General features: G+C 53.7%; 18 protein-coding genes. All 18 read left to right on the top strand.

From position 1 onward, the window contains the following. Window positions 1-11: 11 nt before the first annotated feature. The 18 genes from KGP26_RS29595 to trbC all read left to right on the top strand — a co-directional run bounded on the left by KGP26_RS29595 (window position 12) and on the right by trbC (window position 22,654). Window positions 12-3,263 (top strand): LPD7 domain-containing protein, encoded by a 3,252-nt coding sequence (locus KGP26_RS29595; protein ID WP_223665720.1) that lies wholly within the window; start codon window positions 12-14, stop codon window positions 3,261-3,263. A gap of 482 nt (window positions 3,264-3,745) precedes the next feature. Next, entirely contained in the window at window positions 3,746-4,465 is a 720-nt protein-coding gene (locus tag KGP26_RS29590; protein WP_223665719.1) for a DotI/IcmL/TraM family protein, read from the top strand. Between the two features lie 17 nt (window positions 4,466-4,482). Further along, a complete protein-coding gene (locus tag KGP26_RS29585; protein ID WP_223665718.1) occupies window positions 4,483-5,505 on the top strand; it encodes a DotH/IcmK family type IV secretion protein in 1,023 nt (340 codons plus the stop codon). 2 nt (window positions 5,506-5,507) lie between these two features. Continuing rightward, window positions 5,508-6,770: a conjugal transfer protein TraO gene (gene traO, locus KGP26_RS29580; protein ID WP_223665717.1), complete on the top strand. Its 1,263-nt coding sequence runs from the start codon at window positions 5,508-5,510 to the stop codon at window positions 6,768-6,770. Window positions 6,771-6,781: 11 nt separating this feature from the next. Next, window positions 6,782-7,576 carry a hypothetical protein gene (locus KGP26_RS29575; protein ID WP_223665716.1) on the top strand — a complete coding sequence of 265 codons (795 nt, stop codon included), beginning with the start codon at window positions 6,782-6,784 and terminating at the stop codon, window positions 7,574-7,576. 3 nt (window positions 7,577-7,579) lie between these two features. Beyond that, complete coding sequence (gene traQ, locus KGP26_RS29570; RefSeq protein ID WP_065684911.1) at window positions 7,580-8,107, top strand: conjugal transfer protein TraQ; 528 nt, start codon at window positions 7,580-7,582, stop codon at window positions 8,105-8,107. Between the two features lie 24 nt (window positions 8,108-8,131). Continuing rightward, window positions 8,132-8,515, top strand: coding sequence for a DUF6750 family protein (locus KGP26_RS29565; protein WP_059202132.1), 384 nt, complete (start codon window positions 8,132-8,134; stop codon window positions 8,513-8,515). Window positions 8,516-8,578: 63 nt separating this feature from the next. Beyond that, complete coding sequence (locus KGP26_RS29560; protein ID WP_223665715.1) at window positions 8,579-9,523, top strand: hypothetical protein; 945 nt, start codon at window positions 8,579-8,581, stop codon at window positions 9,521-9,523. 25 nt (window positions 9,524-9,548) lie between these two features. Beyond that, window positions 9,549-12,626 carry an ATP-binding protein gene (locus KGP26_RS29555; protein ID WP_223665714.1) on the top strand — a complete coding sequence of 1,026 codons (3,078 nt, stop codon included), beginning with the start codon at window positions 9,549-9,551 and terminating at the stop codon, window positions 12,624-12,626. Window positions 12,627-12,640: 14 nt separating this feature from the next. Continuing rightward, complete coding sequence (gene traW, locus KGP26_RS29550) at window positions 12,641-13,834, top strand: conjugal transfer protein TraW (protein WP_223665713.1); 1,194 nt, start codon at window positions 12,641-12,643, stop codon at window positions 13,832-13,834. Beyond that, entirely contained in the window at window positions 13,834-14,343 is a 510-nt protein-coding gene (gene traX, locus KGP26_RS29545) for a conjugal transfer protein TraX (RefSeq protein WP_202811395.1), read from the top strand. The genes traW and traX overlap by 1 nt, the downstream gene beginning before the upstream one ends. A 67-nt stretch (window positions 14,344-14,410) precedes the next feature. After that, a complete protein-coding gene (locus KGP26_RS29540) occupies window positions 14,411-16,558 on the top strand; it encodes a DotA/TraY family protein (RefSeq protein WP_223665712.1) in 2,148 nt (715 codons plus the stop codon). 106 nt (window positions 16,559-16,664) lie between these two features. Next, a complete protein-coding gene (locus KGP26_RS29535) occupies window positions 16,665-16,916 on the top strand; it encodes a type II toxin-antitoxin system Phd/YefM family antitoxin (protein WP_074032216.1) in 252 nt (83 codons plus the stop codon). Beyond that, a complete protein-coding gene (locus tag KGP26_RS29530; protein ID WP_223665711.1) occupies window positions 16,913-17,200 on the top strand; it encodes a type II toxin-antitoxin system RelE/ParE family toxin in 288 nt (95 codons plus the stop codon). Before KGP26_RS29535 ends, KGP26_RS29530 begins: the two co-directional genes overlap by 4 nt. Window positions 17,201-17,218: 18 nt before the next feature. Then, window positions 17,219-17,893 carry a plasmid IncI1-type surface exclusion protein ExcA gene (gene excA, locus KGP26_RS29525; RefSeq protein WP_223665710.1) on the top strand — a complete coding sequence of 225 codons (675 nt, stop codon included), beginning with the start codon at window positions 17,219-17,221 and terminating at the stop codon, window positions 17,891-17,893. A gap of 91 nt (window positions 17,894-17,984) precedes the next feature. Further along, window positions 17,985-19,244, top strand: a complete 1,260-nt coding sequence (locus KGP26_RS29520; protein WP_223665709.1) for a conjugal transfer protein TrbA — start codon at window positions 17,985-17,987, stop codon at window positions 19,242-19,244. 4 nt (window positions 19,245-19,248) lie between these two features. Then, on the top strand, window positions 19,249-20,313 hold the full coding sequence (locus tag KGP26_RS29515; protein ID WP_223665708.1) for a thioredoxin fold domain-containing protein: 1,065 nt from the start codon (window positions 19,249-19,251) through the stop codon (window positions 20,311-20,313). A 10-nt stretch (window positions 20,314-20,323) separates the two neighbouring features. Further along, entirely contained in the window at window positions 20,324-22,654 is a 2,331-nt protein-coding gene (gene trbC, locus KGP26_RS29510) for an F-type conjugative transfer protein TrbC (RefSeq protein ID WP_223665707.1), read from the top strand. Window positions 22,655-22,958: the final 304 nt, after the last annotated feature.

Raw genomic sequence — 22,958 nt, 5'->3', positions numbered from 1 at the left:
GGGACAGAACCATGCAGAAACGCACGTACCTGACTATCACACGGGATAACAAAAAGGACGCGATCCGCGCAGCCGGTCGTCTTCCTAGTGGTGGATACCCCCTTGAGTATGATCGTTCAGAAAAACTCTGGTTTGCAGTGGCGGACGCGGACCTGGAGAAGGTGAAAGCCTGGTTGCCTGCACATACCGTGACGGACCTTAACCGGACCATTACCGATAATCTGACGCCAGCAGAAGAATTCGCACAGGTGCTCAAGGACGCGGGCTTCATTCTGCCCGGCAACGAACTGCCTGAAATGGATGGGAAAAGACACAGGGTAGCTACGGAAGATGATAAACCCGGAGCCACTTCGGGTGTCTATCAGGGCTTTCTGGATGGCCGACCAGCGGGCTGGTACCAGGATCACCGGGCAAGTGAAGGCAAGGTGAACTGGACCTCCACCGGCTCACATACCTATGACCCAGCAGAAGCAATTAAGCAGCGGGCGCTGGCTGCTCAGAAACGCTGGGACAGGGAAATGCAGTCTCAGGTGGAATTCACGCAGATTGGCAAAAAGCTGACACAGCAGTGGAGCAAAATGCCCCCCGCGCCGGCGTCACACCCTTACCTTTCCCGCAAGGGAGTACCGGCGACAGAAGGGGTCAGGCTGGATAAGTACGACAACCTGGTCATTCCCCTGCGTAACAGCGGTGGAGACATACGAACCCTGCAGTACATCAAGCCTGACGGTACCAAGAACCTGAAAAAAGGCGCCGAGAAAACCGGTAACTTTTTCGTTGTCGGTGGATCACTCAGTGCGAGTCAGCCCATCCTCTATGCCGAGGGTTACGCTACAGCCGCAAGCCTTCATATGGCCACCGGGATCCCCGTCGTGATGACGGTGGATGCCGGCAACATGGTGACAGCGTCACGAAAACTGAAGGAACAGTATCCCGACGCGGCTCACATCATCCTAGGTGAGGATGACTTCACCAAAAGTGATAACAAGGGCCTGAACAAGGCCCAGGAAGCAGCAAAGGCCATCGACGGAACGTACATCATCCCGCAGTTCACTGACGGTGAACGGGCACAGGCCTTTTCCGGTACGGCTTCATTCAGTGATTTTAACGATATTCATGCCTCCCGTGGACTCGATGCCGTTCGCGACCAGTTGGCGCCAGTACTTGATCCTTTACTCCCTCATTGGCGTCAGACCTTCTCAGAGGAAAACACCATGCCAGATACGAACCATCTGCAGGACACCCCAGCAGACAGGCAACCAAACGCGGTGGCCATGACTGATAATAATGTCACTCAAACCGTCACAGACGCCGCACCGATACTGCCTCAGGAACCCATCCCGATACCGGCTGAGGAAAAGCCAGTATCGGAGGTGATTGCATCCCCCCTCTCGGAACCGCAAATCCCGGTGCAACAACTACCAGAGAGCAACACCGTACAGGCAGAAGTCATCTCGCCATTGGCTGAACCCACACCGTCAGCAGGCCAGGAAGTGCCAGAACAGCAAACACCATTACCACAGCAACCAGAGAACGGCACCACACAGGCTGAGATCATTCCACCATTACCGGACCCCGTTCAGCAGCCAGCGCAGCCCCTCCCTGCACCTTCTGACTCTGCCGCACCATCCGGAAACCCGGCTCCTGGAACAGAGTCCGAAAATGGCTTTAATTTCACTTTTGGCCGCCTACCTGGTGATGTCAGCCCCCCGGAATCCTCCGTCACACCAATTAACCTGGATGAGCTGCTGCAGGGGCTGACCAGTCGTCAGGACGGGCAGACCTGGGTGTATGCACTTAATGGCGAGGATGCGTTCCGGGATTACGGCGATCGAATTGTCATGGCCACACCACAGGCCAGTGAGAACGATCGCATGATACTGGCGGCTCTGCTCTCGGCAAAAGCGAACCAGCGCGGTGCCGTGGAAATCACCGGTAGCGATGACTTTATCCAACGCACCCTGACGTTGATTGCCGATCACAACATTGACGTGCATCTGAAAAATCCGCAGCAGCGGGAACAGTTCGGAGCGCTGCTTAAGGCCCGGACTGAGAACGCAACCCAACAGAATGGACTGAATATCGGCACGGCAGACACCGCAGCAGGTCCGGCGCCCACGGCTACGCAACCCGCACCAGGGGAAAAGTCACCCACTCCTGACGCCACTATACCGGCGCAAAGCTCGGGCCCCGTAGTCTCCCCGATGGAGGCACCAGTAAATAGCGGAGCAGCCGTTCATCCGGCAGCACCAGAGCTCAGCATTCCTGAAAGAGAGAGCCTGCGAACCGGTCTCACCGGTAAGCTGCTCGATGCAGGTAAGGCACCGTACCAGTTCGATAAAAACAACACCGACAGTTTTTATCTGCAACTGCGTACCAAAACCGGCAATAAAACCTTCTGGGGTGTCGAACTGGAGCAGGCTCTTAAGGACAGCGGTAAGCAGGCAGGCGATATGGTGAAACTACAGTACCTCGGCAAGAAACCGATCACCATCAACGTCCCGGTCGCCAATGACGACGGAACAGTTACCCGTTATGAACGACTCGAAACGCACCGAAACCACTGGGCAGTCACACCGGCTGCAGACAACCGCCTGCTGGTCACGGACAAAAACGCCGTTGCGCCGGCCGCGTTGTCCGCCTATGACGGCAACGTCTTCTGGCAGTTGCAGCAGCAGATCGTTCAGTCTGCACAACTGTCCGTCTCGGTACCGAAAGCCATTGGCCACGGTCTGCTGTACACCGGACCTGATGGCAAAGGACATGTCGCACCTGAAACACCGCCGGCAGACGCGCCAGTGCCGGAACACTCAAAAGCCGCAGGCTCGGTGGTGATGCAGGCACTGACCGCTGACGGTGAAATGCTGGCGCATCTGGCCAAAGGACACGGTGACTATCTGCAGGGTGTTGTCCGTCATGAAGGACAATTGCACAACGTGTTGGCCCGGATTTGCACCGGGGATAACGGCCATACCTTCCTTGCCCTGAACGCTGTTCAGGACAACGGCTCACCGCAGCTTATCGGTCACGCCTCTGCAGTGAATTCGTTGAAAAATGGTATCCCCAGTTACGACACGTTTGCCTTCCAGATGAAGGGAGCGGATGCCCCAAAATTTGCCGTTCCTCTAGTTTCCCCGGAAAAGATCCCGCCGGCCTTGCACAGTAAACTGGGCTTCTCTCAGGCATATACACCGCCGAAAGCTGAGGAACCCGTTCAGGCACCTCGTGCGCAGGTTAAGCCGGCTCAACCACAACCGATGTGAGGTCATCATGCGTCGTATACTTTGCTCCACCCTCCTATTTCTGGCGTGTCTGCCTGCAGCTGATGCAGCATCATGCCGGGCGGGTACTGCCGCACAGGCTGGCAGTCAAGCCGGCTACAACCGGGCAAAAGAAGCGGCAGAAGCCTGGTCACAACGTCAGAACAACGTGTCTGCGTCACTAGGAGACTGTCTAGGGAATATCTCCACCACCATCACCGCCCCGACCTTCCCAAACCTGGCCGATATAATGAATCAGATTGGCCAGAAAATTTGTAAAGCTGCCCGGGACAAAATTAATGATTATGTCCCATCCACTATCGACCCCTGGGGAGATTTACCGTCGACGGCCGGACTATCATCTTACGGCGTAAGTGTTCCATCCCCCCGCTCTCAGCCGGTCATGCAGGTGACAGCACCGGTGGCCTCAGGCACCAGTGGCGGAAGTTCCTCTTTCATCTCCCTGAACTGACGGAAACTATCCAGTGAAGAAACAAAATTCAGCCTCCCCACGGGAGGCCTCTTCGGCCACAGCTGAAGAAAATGCTGAGCTTGAAAAACGTATGGGGCCCTTCATGGCAACCCTGCAACTTCAGAAAGAGCGCATGCTCGATGCTGACTTTGCCCGGAGAACGTTGAAAGTTGCCCTTATCGCATCAACAGTCAGCCTGCTTCAGCTACCGCTGACGGCTTGGCTGGGGTGGCAAGTTGCTCACCCCCCCACAAAATACTTCGCCACGTACAAGGGCAGTGTGCTGGCGCAGTATCCGACGTCGGAACCAGCCTACACGGATGATGACATCGTGGATTTCGGAGACAAACTTATCCGAAGCGCTTTCCAGCTTGATTTCAAAAACTACCGCGTCCAGATAAGTCAACAGCAGCAGAAATTCTCAGAAGCCGGATTTTCCAGTTACTACGCGGCACTGACCGGTTCAAATCTGTTCGACAAGGTTGTGAAAGAAAAAATGCTGATGTCAGCAAATATCACCCGTAAGGGCATGATTTATCGCCGTGGCCGGGAGGGTTCAAATGGTCCTTACATGTGGGACGTGCAGTATCCGGTCACCCTGAGCCTGGATGGTCAGACCCGCAGTCTTCCGCCACAGACCTTTATTTTCACCGTCCGCATCCAGCGAATTGACGTCAGCGTAAAACCGGAAGGTATTGAAGCGGCTTCCATTGTCACACGCGACGCCCGTTAACACTCTCAGGTATTCCCATGAATAAACGAACTCTTACAGCAGTAGCTCTGCTGCTTTCGGCCACGTCCGCACTGGCAGCAGAATGGGTGCCGGCACGTTCCGGAACCTCACCCACCACTAATTTGCCTGCAGCGCCGTCACCAACCCCCACTCAGGCACAACCCGCCCCGGAGGGACAACCTGTGGCGGCTACTCCTCCACAGAACGATATTACCGCCCCACTTCGTCAGTACGCACCACCGGCACCGCCGACCGCAGAACAGGCGTGGGCCATGAGTCAGGTCAATCCGTTAGGCAGCCAGCAGGGGGTAGAAATGCTGGGCGAGGCGATGGATGTAGCCAGCAGAGGACGTGCATGGCAGTCTGCAGATGTGGTACCGCGTATTTCTTCTCTTACCGTCAACCTGTCCCCGGGGGCTTCGCTTCCCGTATTACGGACCACCACCTCCCAGGCCAGTTCCGTGATGTTCACCGATAACACCGGCGCACCATGGCCACTCGCTGCACCACCGTATAACGGGAACTCAGAGGGCTTTGTGGTGAACTACATCCCGGACAGCAGCGTGATGACTGTTCAGGCCCAGCGACAGTATGACCGGGGCAACATTACCGTGTACCTGAAAGGTCTGCCCGTTCCCGTCATCGTTGACGTGAATAGCGGTGAGGCCTCGGATAAATCAAAGTCCCGTATCGTCGACGGCCGACTGGATCTGCGCATTCCGCAACAGGGCCCTCAGGCGAAGCGCATGCCGTCAGGGCAAGCAAAAATCGGCCTCAACGATGCCACACTGCAGGCATTCCTCGATGGTGTACCGCCCAAAGAAGCCCGTCGTCTGAAAACTCAGGGCACACTGCCTTACACGCAGGTCTGGCAGATGGGCGATGACCTGTATATCCGCACCCGCAGCGAGATCCGTGATGAATTCGAACTTACACAGTCCTCCGGAGATGGAACCTGGCTTTATAAGCTCCCTCTGACCCCGGAAGTGGCATTCTCAAACGCCGGTAAAACCGTGTATTTGTCCATTTCTCTGGAGTAACTATGTCCGCCGAAAAAGACGTCAGCCGGGACGTGAAAAAAACCGTCATTATTGTCGCCACGGTCATCTTCAGTGTGATCGCCGGCGGCTTTCTTCTGGTCTCCTGGGTGAGTGCGCCCCCACCGGCAGCGTCCCGGATCAACGTGGACAAAGCGGCGGGAGGCTCCGGTAAAACGGCCCCAGAAAGCGCGCAGTACCGGAAAATCCTCCGCGAAAATAATGCGGATGGCGCCCAACAGGCCCAAGCCACAAATGGCAGCTTCATCTCCTCGGTGGAATCCGGCACCGTGAGGCAAGTTCCTCCGATATCACGGGAGCCAGCCCCGCTACCGGACCCGCAGCCCATACAGGTTCAGCAATATGCACCGCCACCGATTTCCGGGGACGCCATCGTTGATCCCGATAAGAAAAAAGCGCTAGAGGCTCTGATTAAGGAGTTGGTCGCCCAGCGCCGCGCACCATCCGGACAGTTGGCCAGTGCTACTGGGGCAACCAGTGCACAGACTGGCGGCAACGCCCCTGGTGGTGCACAGAGCAATCCCTATTCTGGATGGACAGAAAGCCTGACACCGGTGAGTGTCAGGAACGGTTCGTCAGGGCCTCAGTCCGGAAGTACCAACCGCGTAGTTATCCCGATCGGCAGCCGCCCTGGAGCCATGATTGATACGGCCATTGATTCGGATAACACCAGGTCCCAGGTGCTGGCGCACATTCCAGCAGGTCCCTATGCCGGCGCGACGCTCACGGCCAATGGCGTGCAACTCGCCGGCGATGGCGTTTCTATCAATTTCACGAGCATGAGCTGGAACAACGATACCTGGCGTATCAATGCTTGGGCAGCGATGCCGGATACTCTGCAGTCTTCTGTCGCGTCCGAGGTCAGTAATCGATACGCGACACGTATTCTGCTGCCCGCGCTGGCCAACGGCCTTGGACTGGGGGGCCAACTGTATGCCAGTGCTAACACTCAGATCATGAGTAACGGGTTCAATACCCTTGAAGGCCGCGTTGGCATGCCTGATGGTAAAGCAGTGGCTGGTACCGTACTCGGTGGCGCTGCGCAACAGGCAGGCCAGGTCATCGCCAGCGATGCCCAAAAACTCCCCGTTAAACAGGTTCTCGTTAATCGCGGCCAGAGTATCGCCGTGATCTTTATGTCTGCGGTGAAAGAGAGTGATAAGGAAACCAACACACCGACGGACAGCGCACCGACAGGTGTACGGCTACAACCTGCTGGCACCTTTACCCCTGCCTCTCATCCCTGAAGAGAAACGCCATGAAAGATGAATATTTTAACTCTGACCTTGAACTGGAGGACTCGGTGCTACCCAAAGTGGGTCCGGCAGAAGACGCCGACACAGAGGGCATGGTTTCGCTTCCACCGGCGGTGGAGGAAACGCCCCGCAAGCGTCAGATTATGGGGTATGACCTGAGTACCTTGCTTATTGCTGGCACCGCGCTAATTGCCCTGACCGTTTATGCCGTGTGGCCAGACTCCCCACCACCACAGGCATTTATTCCCGATAATACCGTTCAGCAGGCACCGCTGAATCATGCAGAGCCGCCTTTCACACCGCCCACGCCTGAAGTGACGGACACGGATCCACCTTCACAGATGGACACGGCTGACACCATGCCGCCAGCAGTAACGGAAAAGGAGACCAATGAAATCCGGCAATACGGCGTCGCCAATCGGGAAGCGATTACGACACTGAACGGGCGCCTGAGCAATGCAGAACGGCGACTGGCATTACTGGAAGATCAGCTTCGGTCACAGCAACAGCGAGCCACCCTCACCAGCACAGCAACTGCAACACGGTCAGCGAAAGCTACCACCACGCTGCACCGGGTAAAACGCCCGGATCAAAGCACCGCAGTCGCCCGTTCCACAGGCAGTGTGAAAGGTTGGCGCGTTCACACTCTCTACCCCGGTATGGCCTGGATAACTCATAGCGGCAGCACCTGGTCCGTTCGCCCCGGAGACGTCCTGCAAGGGCTGACTATCCGCAGCATCGATATCCAACGCCGGGTTGTGGTGACAGATAAAGGCAACATCCGACAAGAGGACTAGTAAATGGACGCCATTCAGATCCTGGTTCACGTGGCGGACAACCTGAAGAGCAGCGGGATCCGTCTCATTCTGGCGCTCGGCTTTATGTTTGGTCTCGCCGGTTGTATCGCCACGCTCGTCTCTGTGGCCCGTCAGTCCCGTAGCGGCAAACCGGCCAGCGTGATGAAAGCGCTGGTTTCGGTCTGCTTAGGCGGTGCCCTGATTGCCCTGCAGCAAATGATGAACAAAGCCGCACATACCCTGAACTTCGGGGATGTCTCCTTTGATGCCATTGCCTATGCCCCTGACTCCATGGGGCAAGCCAAGCTGGCCATTGATGCCGTTCTCACGCTGCTGCGTGCGGTCGGCGTGTTGTTTTTCTACATGGGTGTGGTTCGCGCCCGGCGCTCTCTGGTTGACGGCCACACCGGCCTGTCAGCCAGGGAAGACGTCTCTACAGGCCTGGTGATGGCCATCACCGGCATTCTCTTGGTCTGTAACCCCGAACTACTTAATGCACTGCAAAAAACACTGGGTCTCACCTGGAATTAATTCAACAACAAAGAGGTAGTAATAATGCGTAATTTCACACTGTTCGTTTCCGTTCGTCTCTGGCTGTCTCTGCATGCAGCGCGTGCTGCTGCTGTCGCTACACTCAGCGCCATTCTAGGGACATTCACCCTGCCTGCTTGGGCTGCAGATGATATGTTCGGCATGCTCGATAGCGTGGCTGACGGTGCGGATAACTCAGGGAAAAGCCTGTTGAAACTGGCTAAGTTTGGCGGTATCGGTCTGGTGCTGGTTGGTGTAGGTCTCTGGGTGGCCAAAAAGAAAAACCCGCAGATCACCTGGGGTTGGATCCTCACCCCGATGGGTGCCGGTTTTATTCTGATCGCCATTGACCAATTCATCAAGAAAGGCCAGACCACCATCAAGCTGAACCCAGTTGACGTAGGCTAATCCATCACCCTCCCCGGTATTTTTGTATCGGGGAGGGCTCCATCAGTAAGAAGGAGTCCGGCCTTGAACACCTGCCTGGAAAACGCCAGCATGATTTATCCGGTAATGCTGGAGCCCTGTCTACCCGACTATGAAACCGATGCGGCTGCCCCGGTCATTCGTCTGGACGAACCGGATAATCTCATCTGCTGTGAACTACTCACCCCACTGGCCAGCCAGCTCTGGCACTGTGGCATCACCCGCCATGAAGCAGGCTACGACTGTGATGTGATACTACTCCCACTGGATCCCGTCACAGACCTGCTGAAAAACCAGCCGTCATCATCCTTAACGGAGCAAGTGCTGAAGGCCTGCCGACGTTGGAGCAGATTGAAGGTCGAGTTTATTAGGCTGACACTGCCGCGCAGGCAGGAGAATTTCGGCATCGAGCAGCAGGTATGGGGCCATGAATCGGCAGGTTACCCGCCGGCCCTGCGTCGGCAAGCACGGCAACTGACCGGTGACTGCTGTGATTTCTGCCACTACCAGAGCAAGCACAATTCGCTGATATTCCGGGACAACAATCCGGAAAACCAGGCAGAAAACAATCTCGGCGTTGCCTGTGCGGTCTGCGCCTGCAGTCGTCATCTGAATCGACTAGGAGCCAATGATGGCGTCATGGTGTATCTGCCGGAGCTGGCCCCTGCCGATTTGAGTCATCTGCTAAGAGCTGTCGTCATTGCGAGGCAGCAGGGGGATGAACGCCAGAAACAGGGGGCCTCTCTTGTGCTTCGCTGGCTCGCCGAACACCGCAAAGAAGCAGAATCATTTTGGGGAACCAGTCATCCTGGCGAATTTGGGCAGGCGCTGATGCAGGCGCCAGTCAGGCTTCGGGAAGATCTGCAGCAACGCCTGCGGCACATTGCGCTCATTCCCAACCCGGACCTGCTTGCCCGGCATATCGGCCCGGCCGCGCTCACCCCGGACACCTGGCTTTCCCTGTTCAATCAGTATCACAGTCTGGCCTGACAGCCCCTCAGAGAGAGAAACATTCATGAAGAACCCGTTAGTGTCCGCGATGAAAGGGGTGGAAGAAGCGCTGGCTTATGCTTCCCGCTATGCACTGGGGCATGACTTTACCCGCTACTGCGATCTGCAGACGGTCATTGGCCTCACTGAGGACGACATAAAGCGTCGCCCTAGAATGGCCTCACCGTATATTTTTGTCACCGAAGAAGGGCATTATGCCAGCGTATTCGAAGTTGAAGGAACTTACTGCCTGTTCAACGAACAACAGGCCATCACCGAGGAAGAACGTCGTGACAAGGCCCTGTTCAGTAACTACGTCCAGCGGCTGCATACGCTGCTGACCAGCGAATTTCAGGACGTTGGCCATAAACTCAGTTTCGTCTTTGAGCGTGATCCAGATAAAGCCGAGGAAGAGCTGCGTAAACTGCTGTCGCACCAGTACCGAGGGCTTAAACGTATGGGCCTCGACCTGTCGGATATCCTTGACGAGCGCATTGAAAAAATGGCGCCCTTTGTCGCCCGTGAGCGCGCTTTCTTGGTGGTATATACCGCGCGTGAAGCTATCTCTTCCTCCGAAATCCGTGATGAAGAAAAGCGGCGTGAAGCCGTAATGAAGTCTGCCCCAGGCGCACGATACGGCCAGAACCCACTGTTCCACGAACTGGAAGGCCTGAAGATCCGTCACGATACCTTCGTCACCACGCTGGAAAACCAGTTTTGTCAGGGTGACTTCGGGACACGTATTCGCCTGATGGATGCCCGCGAATTCGGGCTGGATCTCCGTGAAGAGGTAGAGCGTGAAAGTACCTCCCCTGACTGGCGCCCTTTCTTGCCTGGTGATGTCACCTGGCCACATGGCGTGCCAAAGGGAGATGACCACTCCACGCTCCTGGCACCGCACCTTCGCTACCAACTCTTCAACAGTGAGCCAAAAGTGGAGGGTAACTTCGTACGTCTCGATGGATACTGGCACGCAACCCTGGCGCTGTCTTTGGGGCCACAGCATCCCGAAACCTTCAGCGAGCTGTTCAGTAAAATGAGTCGTCACCTCCCTTGGCGCATCCGGATGGACCTGATGCCAAACGGTCTGAAAATCCTGGGAGGGAAAAAAGTCGTCCTGAGTATGGCCGCACTGCTTCCTCCGCTCCGTCCGGTATATAACTCCGTTCAATGGCTTGAGGAGGCCAGTAAAAGCGATCCGGTCTGTGCCATGACCATCTGTGCCAGCACATGGGGACGGACAAAGGAAACGACCAAACGAAACCGTACGTTGCTACAGAAAGGTCTTCAGTCCTGGGGAGTCTGTGAGGTTACCAGTACATTCGGTGACCCATTGGGTGCCTGGGTGGCCACTCTGGCTGGCGCCAACGCCCTCAGTATTCCGTCGATGATGTTCCCACCGTTATCTGCGGCGCTCGCCCTGCTGCCCCTGCAGCGTCCTAATACGCCCTGGGCGGATGATGCCAGCATCGTGTTTTCCACACCGGACGGCAAAATTTTCCCTGTGAAACTGGCCAGTACGCTGCAGACAAAATTCACCGAAATCGTTGCTGGTGAACCGGGTACCGGTAAATCGGTCGCGCTTGGCGCACTCAGCGAGGCGATCCTGTTTTCCGGCCAGAACAGCCTTCCGTTCTTGTCCTACGTGGACAAGGGGTTTTCCGCACTGGGGGTAATCCGGCTTATCCAGGACGCTCTGCCACCAGAACGTAAACATGAGGCAGTTGGCCTAGTGTTGGAAAACAGCCGTAATCACTGCAAAAACCCTTTCGACGTTCAGTTGGGGATGAAATACCCACTGTCTCCAGAGAAGGAATATCTGGTTAATATCTGCGAAACACTCTGTGTGAATCCGGAATCCGGCATTCCCCCAAACGCCCAGGACTGTCGGCAGATCCTGAGCAAAATCATCGATACCGCATATGAGAACAATGCGGATAAGGACCCCATCCGCTACGCGCCAACACTTGAACCTGACGTTGATGCCGCACTGGAAAAAACAGGTCTAAATCATAAATTTGATGAGCATTGGTGGAAAAAAGCCACGTGGTATGAGGTCCGGGACATGCTGTTCGCCAAGGGCGAGATAAAAGCGGCCACCCGGGCACATTACCAGGCAATGCCGGAACTGAGCGATCTGCAGGTTTACCTCAATGATGCAGATGTGCGCATGCAGTTCGATTCCATCACCCGCGACGGCAGTGGTGAAACACTTCTGTCCTATATCGGTCGCTGCCTGTCTGATGCCCTGGGTACTTACAAAATGCTGGCCAGCCGGACGGTTTTCGAACTCAATTCGGATACCCGGGTAATTGCCATTGACCTGAACAACGTTGTCGGCGGAAAAACCCGTTCAGGTCAGGTGAAAACTGGCCTAATGTACCTGTACGCGGGTCAGTTGGCCGCCGGTCATTACGAACTCCCACAGTACCGTAATGAGTTGATGGAGCATTTGCCTGAGATGTACCGTCCTTTCCATCACGAACGCCTGACACAGTTGGCGCAGGAGGTAAAAACCAAAATCTATGATGAGCTCCATAATGCGAAAGACATCCCTTTCATCATGAACAAGCTGGTCACTCAGGATCTTGAAAACCGTAAGTTCTTTATCCGCACCGTACTCAGCTCACAGTACTTAAATCACTTCCCGCAAGAGATCCTGAAGTCCGCTAACAGTATGTATCTGATGCAGATCAGCCACGAAGACTTACCGCTTCTGACGGAACACTTTGGCGTGCCCGCGCACACGGCCCAGGCCTTCCGCCATATCGGCTCCGGGGCCTCTCCCGACGGTAGCGGGACCCACTTTCTAGCATGCTTCCGCCTGAAGACTGGCCGGGTGGTACAAATCCTGAAAAACACCCTCGGACCAAAGGAGCTGTGGGCGCTGAACTCCACCCCGAAAGATGCACAACTGCGCGATCAGCTGTATGACCGACTCGACGGGACTACCGCCCGCAGCATTCTGGCTGCGGCCTTCCCAACCGGCAGCGCGGAAAGGCTGATTGATCTTCGCCAGAAAGAAGCAAAAGAAACAGATCACAGCAACGTCATCAACCGTCTGGCCAGCGAACTCATTGCCGAACGCGGCCTGCAAATCTGACCCAGGAATTCCCCATGAGAAAATCTGTCCTTACCGCCTGTATTGGCGGCCTGGTGCTGTCTGCCTTTCAGGCCTCAGCCTATACAGTGAATGTTAACAGCAGTATTCCTATCACTACAGAGGTCGTACCGCAGTTGAGCACGGCCAATGCCATCCTGGGCAGTATTCTCTCGACAGGGCAACAAATTGGCGGGGCTATCAGCTCCGGCAACGACAAGATTGCCGCTATGATCCAGCAGTCCACGGAGAACATGCAGCAATACACCACGTATGCGCAGCAGGCGCAAAATCTGGAGACGGCGCGCCGCAACTACACGGTACCGGAAACCATCTGCAGTGAATCTGCCTCCGGGCAAGCTTCACAGATAGCCCGTCAGGCAGGTGCCAAACAGGCCAGCCTCTCCAGGGGCGGTGGCGTCAGCAACAGCTCCATTAAAAAAGCGTTGTCGTCAAAACCTGATGCCCCGGAAAAAGATCAGTTCACCACGGCAGACATACACCGAAAATACTGCACACAAGAAGATGCCGATGCTTGGGGGAGTATGTGTAATGGCGTCTCTGATTTGCCAGGGGGCGATAAACAGATCCGCTCACTGTTGGGCGGCGCCGGCGCTGAAGATAAGGTTCCGGACCTGACATTCACCCAGGAGCAGACGGATGCTGCCATGATGTACCTGAAAAACTCATCACGTCGCAGCGTGGGTCGTGCCCTGAAAAAAGGGGAAGTGAAGACCGACAGTGGCCTTCAATACATTGGCATGATGACCGAACATGACGCCATTCAGAGTGCAGCTGAACAGCCTCAACTGGCCATGGTCGCAGCCAGCCAGCCCAACGAAGCCACTAAAGACGTGCTGGCCGAAACCCTGCAAACCCCGTCCAGTAAAGCATGGTATGACCAGAACGTGTCTGCAGAGGCTAAACGCACCGGCACGATGTCCCTGCGTGAATTCGAATCGTTTGAAGTCAATCGACGATATGCCAATACCGACTATCTGACCGACCTACAGGAGATGGATGGCGACAACCTGATGCGCGAATCCATTCGTGTACAGAGTCTACAAAATGCCCTGTTGTTGGGTATCAAACAGCAGTTGCAGGAGAATGCCATTTTGTCTGGCCAGCAATTGAGCCTCAGTAGCGCCCAGTACTATGAACCCCGTCTCGCGCAGAAACTGCAGCAGGCAGCAGCCGGAGCCACTCGCTGATGAAAAAGATCTATAAAGTCACCTGGTATGCCGCCAATGTGTTGCTTCCCCTGTCAGAAACGGCCCGTATCTTGCGGACCATGAAATATTCAGGAAGTAAACTGGCAGAGCAGGCCCGCCGCCTGAAGCAGGAAAAACAAACGGCTTCTAATGAAATACTGTCCTTTGATGAGGCAATCAGAATCAGTGGTATGAGTCACGAGACACTGATACGACGTTATCTCAGCACCAAACGGATCTGGTTGATGCTCTTTGGTGTAGCGGTGATCTTCATCGTGTTACTGCCATTCGCAACGCTGATGGTTGAGGGTCCTGTCTCGGGTACCCTGATAGTCCGAGTCATGAGCATGGCATTCATGCTGGTCGGATTTGCCGGGCTGATGTTTGCGCGCGCCTTGAATAGTCAGTACCACCTGTGGCAGTTGCAGGCCCGCTACCTCGGGACGTTTGCTGAATGGAAGGCTGCCGGTCACTGGCTACGGGATATTTTCAGCTGGCAACTGCGCTGAGAGGTCGCTTCACCCTTCGATGACTCCCGTCCGGGAGCCGCTTCAGCCGTACTACGGAAAACTCTCCATGAAAAGATACCTTCTTCTGGCGTCAGCCTTTGCGCTGGCCTGCCTGGTGCTGCCGGCATTCGCTGATAACATCAATTTTGACACGATAAACTCTGCGGCAACCCGTAACACCGACCTGTCCCGTCAACTGCTGATCATGGTCTTCGGTGATGTGGTAAATAACCCGCTGCAGCCCGCGAACGTAAGCTTTATCGGCCAGTTGTATGGTGTGTTCAATGGCATCATTGCTGGACTCGCGTTTATCTGGTTTATGGGCGTCACGCTACGGGCAACCGTACTAACTGGGAACCGGGGTAAGGTTTTCGGCCGGGGCACCACGATGATGGCACCCGTTTCCTCTCTGGCCGGGTTCATGGCCATGGTTCCAACGCCTTCCGGATGGTCTATCGCCAACCTGGCATTTCTCTGGATGTCTTCCATCATGGGCATTGGCAGTGCCAACCTTCTGGTTGATAAAGCTGCAGACTCCGTGATGGAAGGACAGTCAATGATTATGCAGCCGGTCGCTGGCGAAACTATCTCAGCGGCCCGCGGTATTTTCGATATGTATCTCTGCAAGGCCGCGCTGAACACTGAACAGTCGCAAATGCATCAGAACGGTAGCAGCGGTACCCCTCCCATGTCGGTACAGCGTTCAACTGACAATAGAGAAGTCCGGGTAACGAACGGCAGCGCTATCTGCGGCAGCGCCAGGCTCCCGGAGACCACAGACAATACCTCCTGGTTCTCGTTCAGCGTTCCTATCAACTCTGGACCTCTGGAGAATGCACAAAACACCGCATTTACTACGATTAACAGCTCATTATCGAACAGTGCAGATAACTTTGTTAGCGCCTGGCTCAACTACCAGGATGGTGGGCAGTCCCAACTTCCAGACGTCGAGTCACAAATCCAGCAGGCAGCTAGACAATACGAGGACACCATCAACGCGGCAACCTCTGCAGTCAACAATGAAGGGGCTATCCGGGGAGAATTAGCAACCTATCTCAAACAGAGCGGCTGGATCTCATTAGGTGCCTGGTACCAGTCGTTTGCCACCGCGAACCAAAAAGTAAATAGTGTGGCTAATCAGAGTCCTATAGTCACGGGATCTTCCAGTGTTGGTGAAGTTGGCGTTGGACGACTGCAGGAGGAAATTAAGACAGCCCTATTGGCTCAGAAAAAAAACTCAACGTTTACTCCACCACTGGGTTCAGCAAACATGCCTGGCAACGACAACATTGATGATGGGCAATCGGCTAACTCAACGTTGCTGAAAATACTGAATAACTCTTACGGGATAAAGTTTGCAAATTTCATTGTTCACTCAGTTATGGATGGTGAAAACTCCAATAATTCCAGTCAAGTTAACCCGCTTCTAAAAATGAAGTCTATCGGCGATTACACCTTAGGTGCGGCTCAATCGACTTTCGCTGCATTTACCATTGCAAAGGGGCTAGTTGACTGGGGGAATGGAACCGGGGTGGGAAAAGTAGTCAATGCTGTATCAGGTGCCGGCTATTTAGCAAAAAGTGTTATTGGCTCTATCGCCCCAATTGTCTACTTCATCCTGCTTATACTACTGAGCATCGGATTTTCCCTGTCGATATTTCTTCCATTCATACCTTTGATTTACTGGATTACTTCTTGTACATCATGGCTAGGAAGCGTTCTTATTGGTACGACAGCTGGAACATTATGGTCCGCAACACATATAGGTACGGAGGAAGACAAAGGTAGTCGTGCTAATTATGGTTATATATTCCTGATTGATGCAGCTATTCGCCCATCATTGATGGTCTTTGGCTTTTTCTTTGCCAGCTTGGTTGTGGTTGCTATTGGGACATTGCTCAATATATTAATCTTGCCTGCGATGGCTAATATTCAGGCAGACTCCATCACCGGGCTAACCAGTATCATAGGTATACTGATGATTTACGCACGAATTTGTACCACCTTAGTCTCTTCTGCGTTCAGTTTACAAGTATACCTGCCAGATTATGTCATCGCGTGGTTGGGCGGACGCGAGGCGGCACAGATGATGAAGGGTGCTGTTGAGTCGGCACGTAACATGTTTGCTGGATTTGGCAGTAAAGCTGGCCATGCGCCGGGCATTAAACGGATGGATCAGAACAAACCTGGGGGCAATTCTGACGGTTTCAAATAACCCTGTTGCCCGAGGAAAACCGGGCAATAACCGTACAAAAGACTTGTTAATGGGTTTTAAAGTGGTAAATTATAACCTATAAAACAGTTTTTACGGGGGAAGCTACATGCCTAACATCATTCATAGCACCATGACTGCCAGCATCACCGAGCTGAAAACGAATCCAATGGCCACAGTCAACTCTGGAGAGGGGTATCCGGTCGCCATTTTGAACCGCAATCAGCCTGCGTTCTACTGTATCCCTGCGGCACTGTACGAACAGATGCTAGAGTATATTGATGATCAGGAGCTGGCAAACCTGGTCAAGGAGCGTTCGGAGCAGACACTGCATGATGTCAATCTGGACCGCTATGTATGACCTACAAAGTCAAGTTCAGAACTGATGCGCTTAAGGAATGGAATAGTCTCGACCGTTCCATTCAGCAGCAGTTTGCTAAAAAACTAAAGAAATGTACTGAGAACCCGCACATACCCTCAGCTAAGCTGAGGGGCATGCCGGATTGCTACAAGATTAAACTCCGCGCATCCGGCTTCAGGCTGGTTTATCAGGTCATTAATGATGAGTTAATTATTGCCGTCGTTGCTGTTGGAAAACGTGAACATAGCGAAGTTTACAACCAAGCCAACAAACGACTCAAATAAAATATCAGGATGATTCATATGACGGTTAAACATGTAGATACATATTCAAAGAAGTGGCCAGTAGCTTTTGTGGGTACGCTTTCAGGGATGTATTTTATATTCGGCCTTCCAATTCACATTGCCCTGGCTGCTTTTATATATACCTATGCCAAGTTCTATGGCTTCCAGCAGCCTGACATTACACTTAGTATTTTCATTTGGGTTTCTTTAGCCTTAATTGCCACGTTTATACTGACAACAATTTCTAGACAGAAAAAAAACATCAAGGCGTTTACCTCTTACTTTAGTGAAAAACATTTCAACGAGGCAACTCCATCCAACACAGCTAAAAGTTGGACCGGTTTAAGTTATCTGGCTCTCGATACTAAAAATGGAACGATGTTGTATATTAATCACCCAGACACCACCATCTTTAACTTTTTCGTGCCTAAAGATGTTCGTGTTATGGGATTTGGCATGCACGACTGGAAGTCAATTGAGGTGGAAGGCAAAACACTCACGATCTACACAGGCAAACCTGAGCTTCCATCTATTAGCATCTCGACCGGTAAAGCAAGCGAGTTGTATGAGAAAATCAACGCCATGCGCAACCAGGACTGGACTTATGAGAACAACGTTCCCGGTTATGTAGAGCACCAGGCTAAACGCATTGCCGATGAACATGGTCTTAACCTGATCCTACCTCCCAACTAATTTCATCCTGCTGTAACTCAACCTTATGACGTCGGGGCACCCTTTTCAGGGTGCCTCTTCTTTTGCTTCTGCAAAGTACCAAAGGCTTCCCATGGCGCAACCCATTCGCAACGATGTCCATTCAGGCAATGACTGGACAATGGCTGCTATCGGCCTGATTGTCACGCTGATCATAGCAGCCCTTTTCTTTCGGCAAATCACCATTGAATACATCACAACCCTGCTCTACTGGATGTGGAGTCTGGCAGACTTTCCCCGATTCCATGCTGATGCCACCTGGCGTATAAATCTGCTGGCCACCACTCACAATAACGCGGAGACGGTCACCTGGTCTGAATTCTTTGCTGTGATGGACGTCACCGCCGGCATTCTGCTGGTCGTCCTGATCCCGTTGGCCATCGTCGGCATCACCGCCGTTCGGCGCCACCAAGCCAGCCGGACCCGCCGCGATATATCCATCCATTCACTACCGCGCATCATGTCGAGTTTTTCTCCAGCGATTATTCCAGCCCTGACCTATGGCGATAAAAAAACCCAGTTGCTGAACGTCGATCCTGAGGAGCATCGCAGCGCCCAGTCACCGGACGAATTCGCCATCGAGCATAAGCTGGTTGTAAACAACCGGCTCCGCCGCGACCTGGCAGAGGCACTCTTTACCGCTCAACTAGGCACTCCATTCGCTGATGCGGATAACACCTTTGAGCAGTTTAATGACCATGAGCGCGCCATGTTCACCATCTTTGGCCTACAGCATTTCCTTGATAAACGGTCTGAGGCTGAGCAGTTGCTTGACGTGCTGAACCGTTCAACGCTCAAGTCAGACCGCAGGTATCGCAATAAAATTGGCTACCCCAACCTTTCTCTCGCAAATCCAGCTTTCCGGAAAGTCATCGCATCACCGGCCGCGCAGACCTGGATCAAACAGTATCGCTATGCCCGGACAGCCATTGCCGCACTGCATGATAACGACCTTCATCTTCCCATCCGGCGGTACCGCTGGCTGAAAGGTCTGGACAGAACACTCTGGTATGCCTTGGCGTCAACCGGTCGCCCCTGGCCGTTCGTTGAGGGTGCCGCCGTGGTCAGTCATTCCCACTGGGAGAAGCTGGCTGCACGCTATCGGGTACGACTGAGTAAACCCATTTTGACGCTGGCCCTCGACGGGCTGGAACACGACCTGAGAAATATTGGCGCCGTTGTTGATGACACCCCGACGGCAGCTCGACCTTCTCTCGATGAACTAGAGGACGATGATGACGCCGAAGACAGTGATGAGCCTTCATCACAGACCCCGTCAGTTGAACAACATGTCCACCGCCACGTAAATTCCTTACGCCCCAAAATGAGATAATTCCATGTCAGAACATAAAGCTTGCGACACCTCGATTGAAATTAACGGCCAACACCTGCAGGTACGACTTAATGGTCACAGCTTGTTCAGCCTGTATCGGCCTTCACCCAATCGCTATCTGCTGACATTGGAGCAAGATAATGGGCAGTACACCATCTGGATGCGCCAGCCCTGTAACGTATTTGCCAGATTGTTTTCAACCGATGACCCTGAGTTGGCCAGCAACATCATGAACATCACGGCTGACGCGCTACAGCGCATGACCATGAATGAAACCCAGTCCTCCCCCCTGCGTCGTCGTGGCGTTGTCCTACTGATATTAGCCGGCGCGATACTTGCCGGGTCGATATTTACCGTAGGGTGGGCTTCATGGCTCAGCACACTCCCTCACCCAGAACTGACCCCGCAAGCGGCTGCCGAATTGTCTTCCATGATTAAATCAGCAACAAATACACGACCGCTGCCTCCGCTACCAACTCCGGCCCCGATCGCAGCGCCAGTTAATCCCTCCACTGCAGAGATAACGCCACCGACACAACGCAGCACACTTTCGCCAGAAGATGCGGCTGAGGCCCGCAGGATGTTAGCAACCCGTCTGAAAAATGGTGCCGCCAAGAAGGAATTTACCGTTAGCCTTTCTTCTGGCCATCCGCGAACCCTGTTCGTCTTCGCGGATCCTGAGTGCGAGAACTGCCGCATTTTCGAACCTACCGTTCAGGCTCTGTCAGAACAGTACAACGTTGAAATTTTCCCGGTCACGCTGATTGGTAAAGCACGAACCGCAGAACGTGTCGTGCCGCTGTTGTGCTCGCCAGCGGAAAAGCGTGCCGGCATGTGGCGCAACCTGTTTGACGTTGGCGCCGGCATGCTGAACCCGGCTAAGAAAGCAAAATCTGAACCTTCAGCCTGCGAAGCTGGCCAGAATGCCCTGGCCCGTAACGACCTGGCGTTTGAACTTTACAAACTCCCGGGCACACCGACGGTTATCAGCGATGACGGCCGTCTGATCCCGTTGCAGGCCATGACCAGCGATACCGCTCTGCAGGTGTTCCTGAACAGCGCACAATGAGGAGATATCGATGGATTTAAAAGGACGCCATGGGCCGGTTGAAAGCCAGCTGATAAGCCGTCAGGTACAGGGGCGGCTGACAGAGCGATTCATGCTCGCCCCGTTTACGGTTCAGTTGGTACTGGTGATATCTCTGATTGCTGGCGTGCAATGGCAGGCGACCCTGCTGATCTCCCTGCCCGTCAGCATTGCCATGCTGGTTGCCTTTAGTGATCAACGTTTTCGCCTACCGCTCCGGATACCAATGGATGTGGGAGGCCTGGACCTGTCGACCGATCGCGAACTCAGTTGGAATATCCCGCTGCTGAATCTCAACTTGCCAAAAATTGTGCGCAGTAAAGCAGAAGGTATTTTGTGCCTTGGTACGGGTCGCTGGAGTCACAGAGGTAAAGAATTATGGCTTTCTAAATCTGATAGCCTGCGTCATATGCAGATTATGGCAACCACCGGCGGGGGCAAGACGGAAACGTTGTACTCTCTTTACCTGAATACACTGTGCTGGGCTCGTGGTTGCTGTATCTCGGATGGTAAGGCACAGATTGACCTGGCGGTTGCCACCTGGTCGATGGCCAGACGCTTTGGCCAGGAAGACGACTGGCATGTTCTGAACTTCATCACCGGTAATGATGACCGTTTCAAAAGACTGATGATCGGGGATAAATCCCGCCCTCAGTCAAACAGCACAAACCCGTTCGCCTATGGTAGCCCGACATTTATCATCCAACTGATGGAGTCATTACTGCCGGCGGGGAACGGCAGCGATGAGGGATGGAAAGATAAAGCTCGCGCCATGATGAATGCCCTGATCTACGCGTTATGTTACAAGCGCTCACGGGATAATATCATGCTGACCCAGGCTGTTATCCAGTCATACCTCCCCCTGGTGAAATTTGTGGGTCTGTATCGTGAAGCTCTGGAAGAAGGCTGGCACGAAGAAGGCTTCAAGCCAATGGAGAACTATCTGGCCAACCTCGCCGGCTTTGATATGAAGCTCATCAACCGCCCAGGAGAATGGTCTCAAGGGGCTCTTGACCAGCACGGGTACCTTATCCAGCAGTTCACCCGCATGCTGAGTATGTTTAACGACACCTACGGCCATATTTTCCCCAAAAACGGAGGCGATATCGATATGCAGGATATCCTGCACAATGACCGTACCCTGGTTGTCCTGATACCCGCACTCGAGCTCTCCGATAACGAAGCCGCCACCCTCGGTAAGCTCTACATCTCTGACATCAGGATGAACATCGCCAAAGACTTGGGTAACAAAATTGAAGGATCCCCGGAACACACGCTAACAGTGAAGAAATTCGCCAGTAAGTTTCCATTTTTGCTTTTGTGCGACGAGGTGGGCTACTACTTTGCTCCTGGGATGGATAAGTTGGCAGCGCAATTACGTTCCCTGGCGTTCATGCTTATCATCCTTGGCCAGGACATTCAGGCCATGATGAATCGCAGCAAAGAAGTCCACTCAGTCAACGCCAACTTGGGCACCAAACAGTTCATGAAAACAGAGGACACGGAAGATACCCTGAAGATGATACGTGCCGTGGGCGGTACAGGTCAGTACGCCGAGCAAAGAACCATGGACCGTACCGGAATGGGCAACTATCAGGAGGTTGACCGCGTGGAATTCCGCGACCGGGACAATATCCAGCTGTCCGAGCTCAAGGCACTGAAATCTGGTGAAGGCATCATCGTATTCGAAGACCAGCAGGTGCGCAGCAACTCCATTTACATCCCGGATGACGAGAAAATATCAAAGCTGGAGGTAAAAATTAACCGGTACGTCCCGATTCGACGTCCAGACTTCAGCGATCTGTGTCGTGAAGTGCCCGCTGCGGCTCGTCGTCGCCCGGTCTCCCAGGAACGCGCGAATAATATACTGGATATCTGCAGGACTAGGGCACCAGATGAATGGTCCGGCCGCCTGAATGCTCGTATTGCAGACAAAACCCTCCTGGCGTTGACCACCATCGCCGCCGATCTCGATAACCGCAATGACGTTACTTACACCCCGGAAGAACGCGGCGCTCTGCTGTTTGAAACGGCCATCAGCGCCCTGGAAAAAACCCAGGGATGTTACCAGTGGCTGAAAGAGAGGGAAAATATTCGCATATCGAAAAAAAGGATAGATGAAGCACACAAAAATAGCGCCGGCGCTGACACTTCACCAGTTGCAGAACAGCCAGCACAATCGGTCATACCGACACCCCACACCACACAGAACGAGATCCCTCCGTACACGGAGAACCAAAATCATGATGATTGGTATCAGAACTTTACTTCCGACGCTTTTGTTGATGATTTTACTAGCACCCCTGACCACCATAGCTTCTAAAGCACAAATCACTACGGGATTTTCCCCTGGGGGAAGTGCCGTGACTAACGTGTTGAGAGCCATCAATAGTGCACGTGAAACTATCGATGTGGCCACATAATGGATTTCCATGACCCCTTTCTGGTGTTTAACATTAACGTCCTTTTGTCTCTCACAATTTTGATAGCAGCCGTTTCGGTTCATTTTATTTATCACGAACACAAAGAGAGAGAAAAGCGGCGGCCAAGGCCACAGAGTCGTTTAAAAAAATAAGCTAATGCGCCAATCACAAAACCGCCTTCGTGGCGGTTTTATTGTTTCCGGG

Origin of the sequence: Serratia sp. JSRIV002, assembly GCF_019968725.1 — a bacterium.
Lineage (GTDB): Bacteria > Pseudomonadota > Gammaproteobacteria > Enterobacterales > Enterobacteriaceae > Chania > Chania fonticola_B.
Note: the sequence above shows the minus strand (reverse complement) of the source record. Positions and strands in the feature narration are given on the sequence as shown.

Bases quoted from the DNA above. Each gene is read 5' to 3' on its own strand.
- KGP26_RS29585 (WP_223665718.1), top strand. From the start codon at position 4,483: ATGAATAAACGAACTCTTACAGCAGTAGCTCTGCTGCTTTCGGCCACG.
- traQ (WP_065684911.1), top strand. From the start codon at position 7,580: ATGGACGCCATTCAGATCCTGGTTCACGTGGCGGACAACCTGAAGAGC.
- traO (WP_223665717.1), top strand. From the start codon at position 5,508: ATGTCCGCCGAAAAAGACGTCAGCCGGGACGTGAAAAAAACCGTCATT.
- KGP26_RS29535 (WP_074032216.1), top strand. From the start codon at position 16,665: ATGCCTAACATCATTCATAGCACCATGACTGCCAGCATCACCGAGCTG.
- KGP26_RS29575 (WP_223665716.1), top strand. From the start codon at position 6,782: ATGAAAGATGAATATTTTAACTCTGACCTTGAACTGGAGGACTCGGTG.
- KGP26_RS29565 (WP_059202132.1), top strand. From the start codon at position 8,132: ATGCGTAATTTCACACTGTTCGTTTCCGTTCGTCTCTGGCTGTCTCTG.
- trbC (WP_223665707.1), top strand. From the start codon at position 20,324: ATGGATTTAAAAGGACGCCATGGGCCGGTTGAAAGCCAGCTGATAAGC.
- traW (WP_223665713.1), top strand. From the start codon at position 12,641: ATGAGAAAATCTGTCCTTACCGCCTGTATTGGCGGCCTGGTGCTGTCT.
- excA (WP_223665710.1), top strand. From the start codon at position 17,219: ATGACGGTTAAACATGTAGATACATATTCAAAGAAGTGGCCAGTAGCT.
- KGP26_RS29555 (WP_223665714.1), top strand. From the start codon at position 9,549: ATGAAGAACCCGTTAGTGTCCGCGATGAAAGGGGTGGAAGAAGCGCTG.
- KGP26_RS29595 (WP_223665720.1), top strand. From the start codon at position 12: ATGCAGAAACGCACGTACCTGACTATCACACGGGATAACAAAAAGGAC.
- traX (WP_202811395.1), top strand. From the start codon at position 13,834: ATGAAAAAGATCTATAAAGTCACCTGGTATGCCGCCAATGTGTTGCTT.
- KGP26_RS29540 (WP_223665712.1), top strand. From the start codon at position 14,411: ATGAAAAGATACCTTCTTCTGGCGTCAGCCTTTGCGCTGGCCTGCCTG.
- KGP26_RS29520 (WP_223665709.1), top strand. From the start codon at position 17,985: ATGGCGCAACCCATTCGCAACGATGTCCATTCAGGCAATGACTGGACA.
- KGP26_RS29515 (WP_223665708.1), top strand. From the start codon at position 19,249: ATGTCAGAACATAAAGCTTGCGACACCTCGATTGAAATTAACGGCCAA.
- KGP26_RS29530 (WP_223665711.1), top strand. From the start codon at position 16,913: ATGACCTACAAAGTCAAGTTCAGAACTGATGCGCTTAAGGAATGGAAT.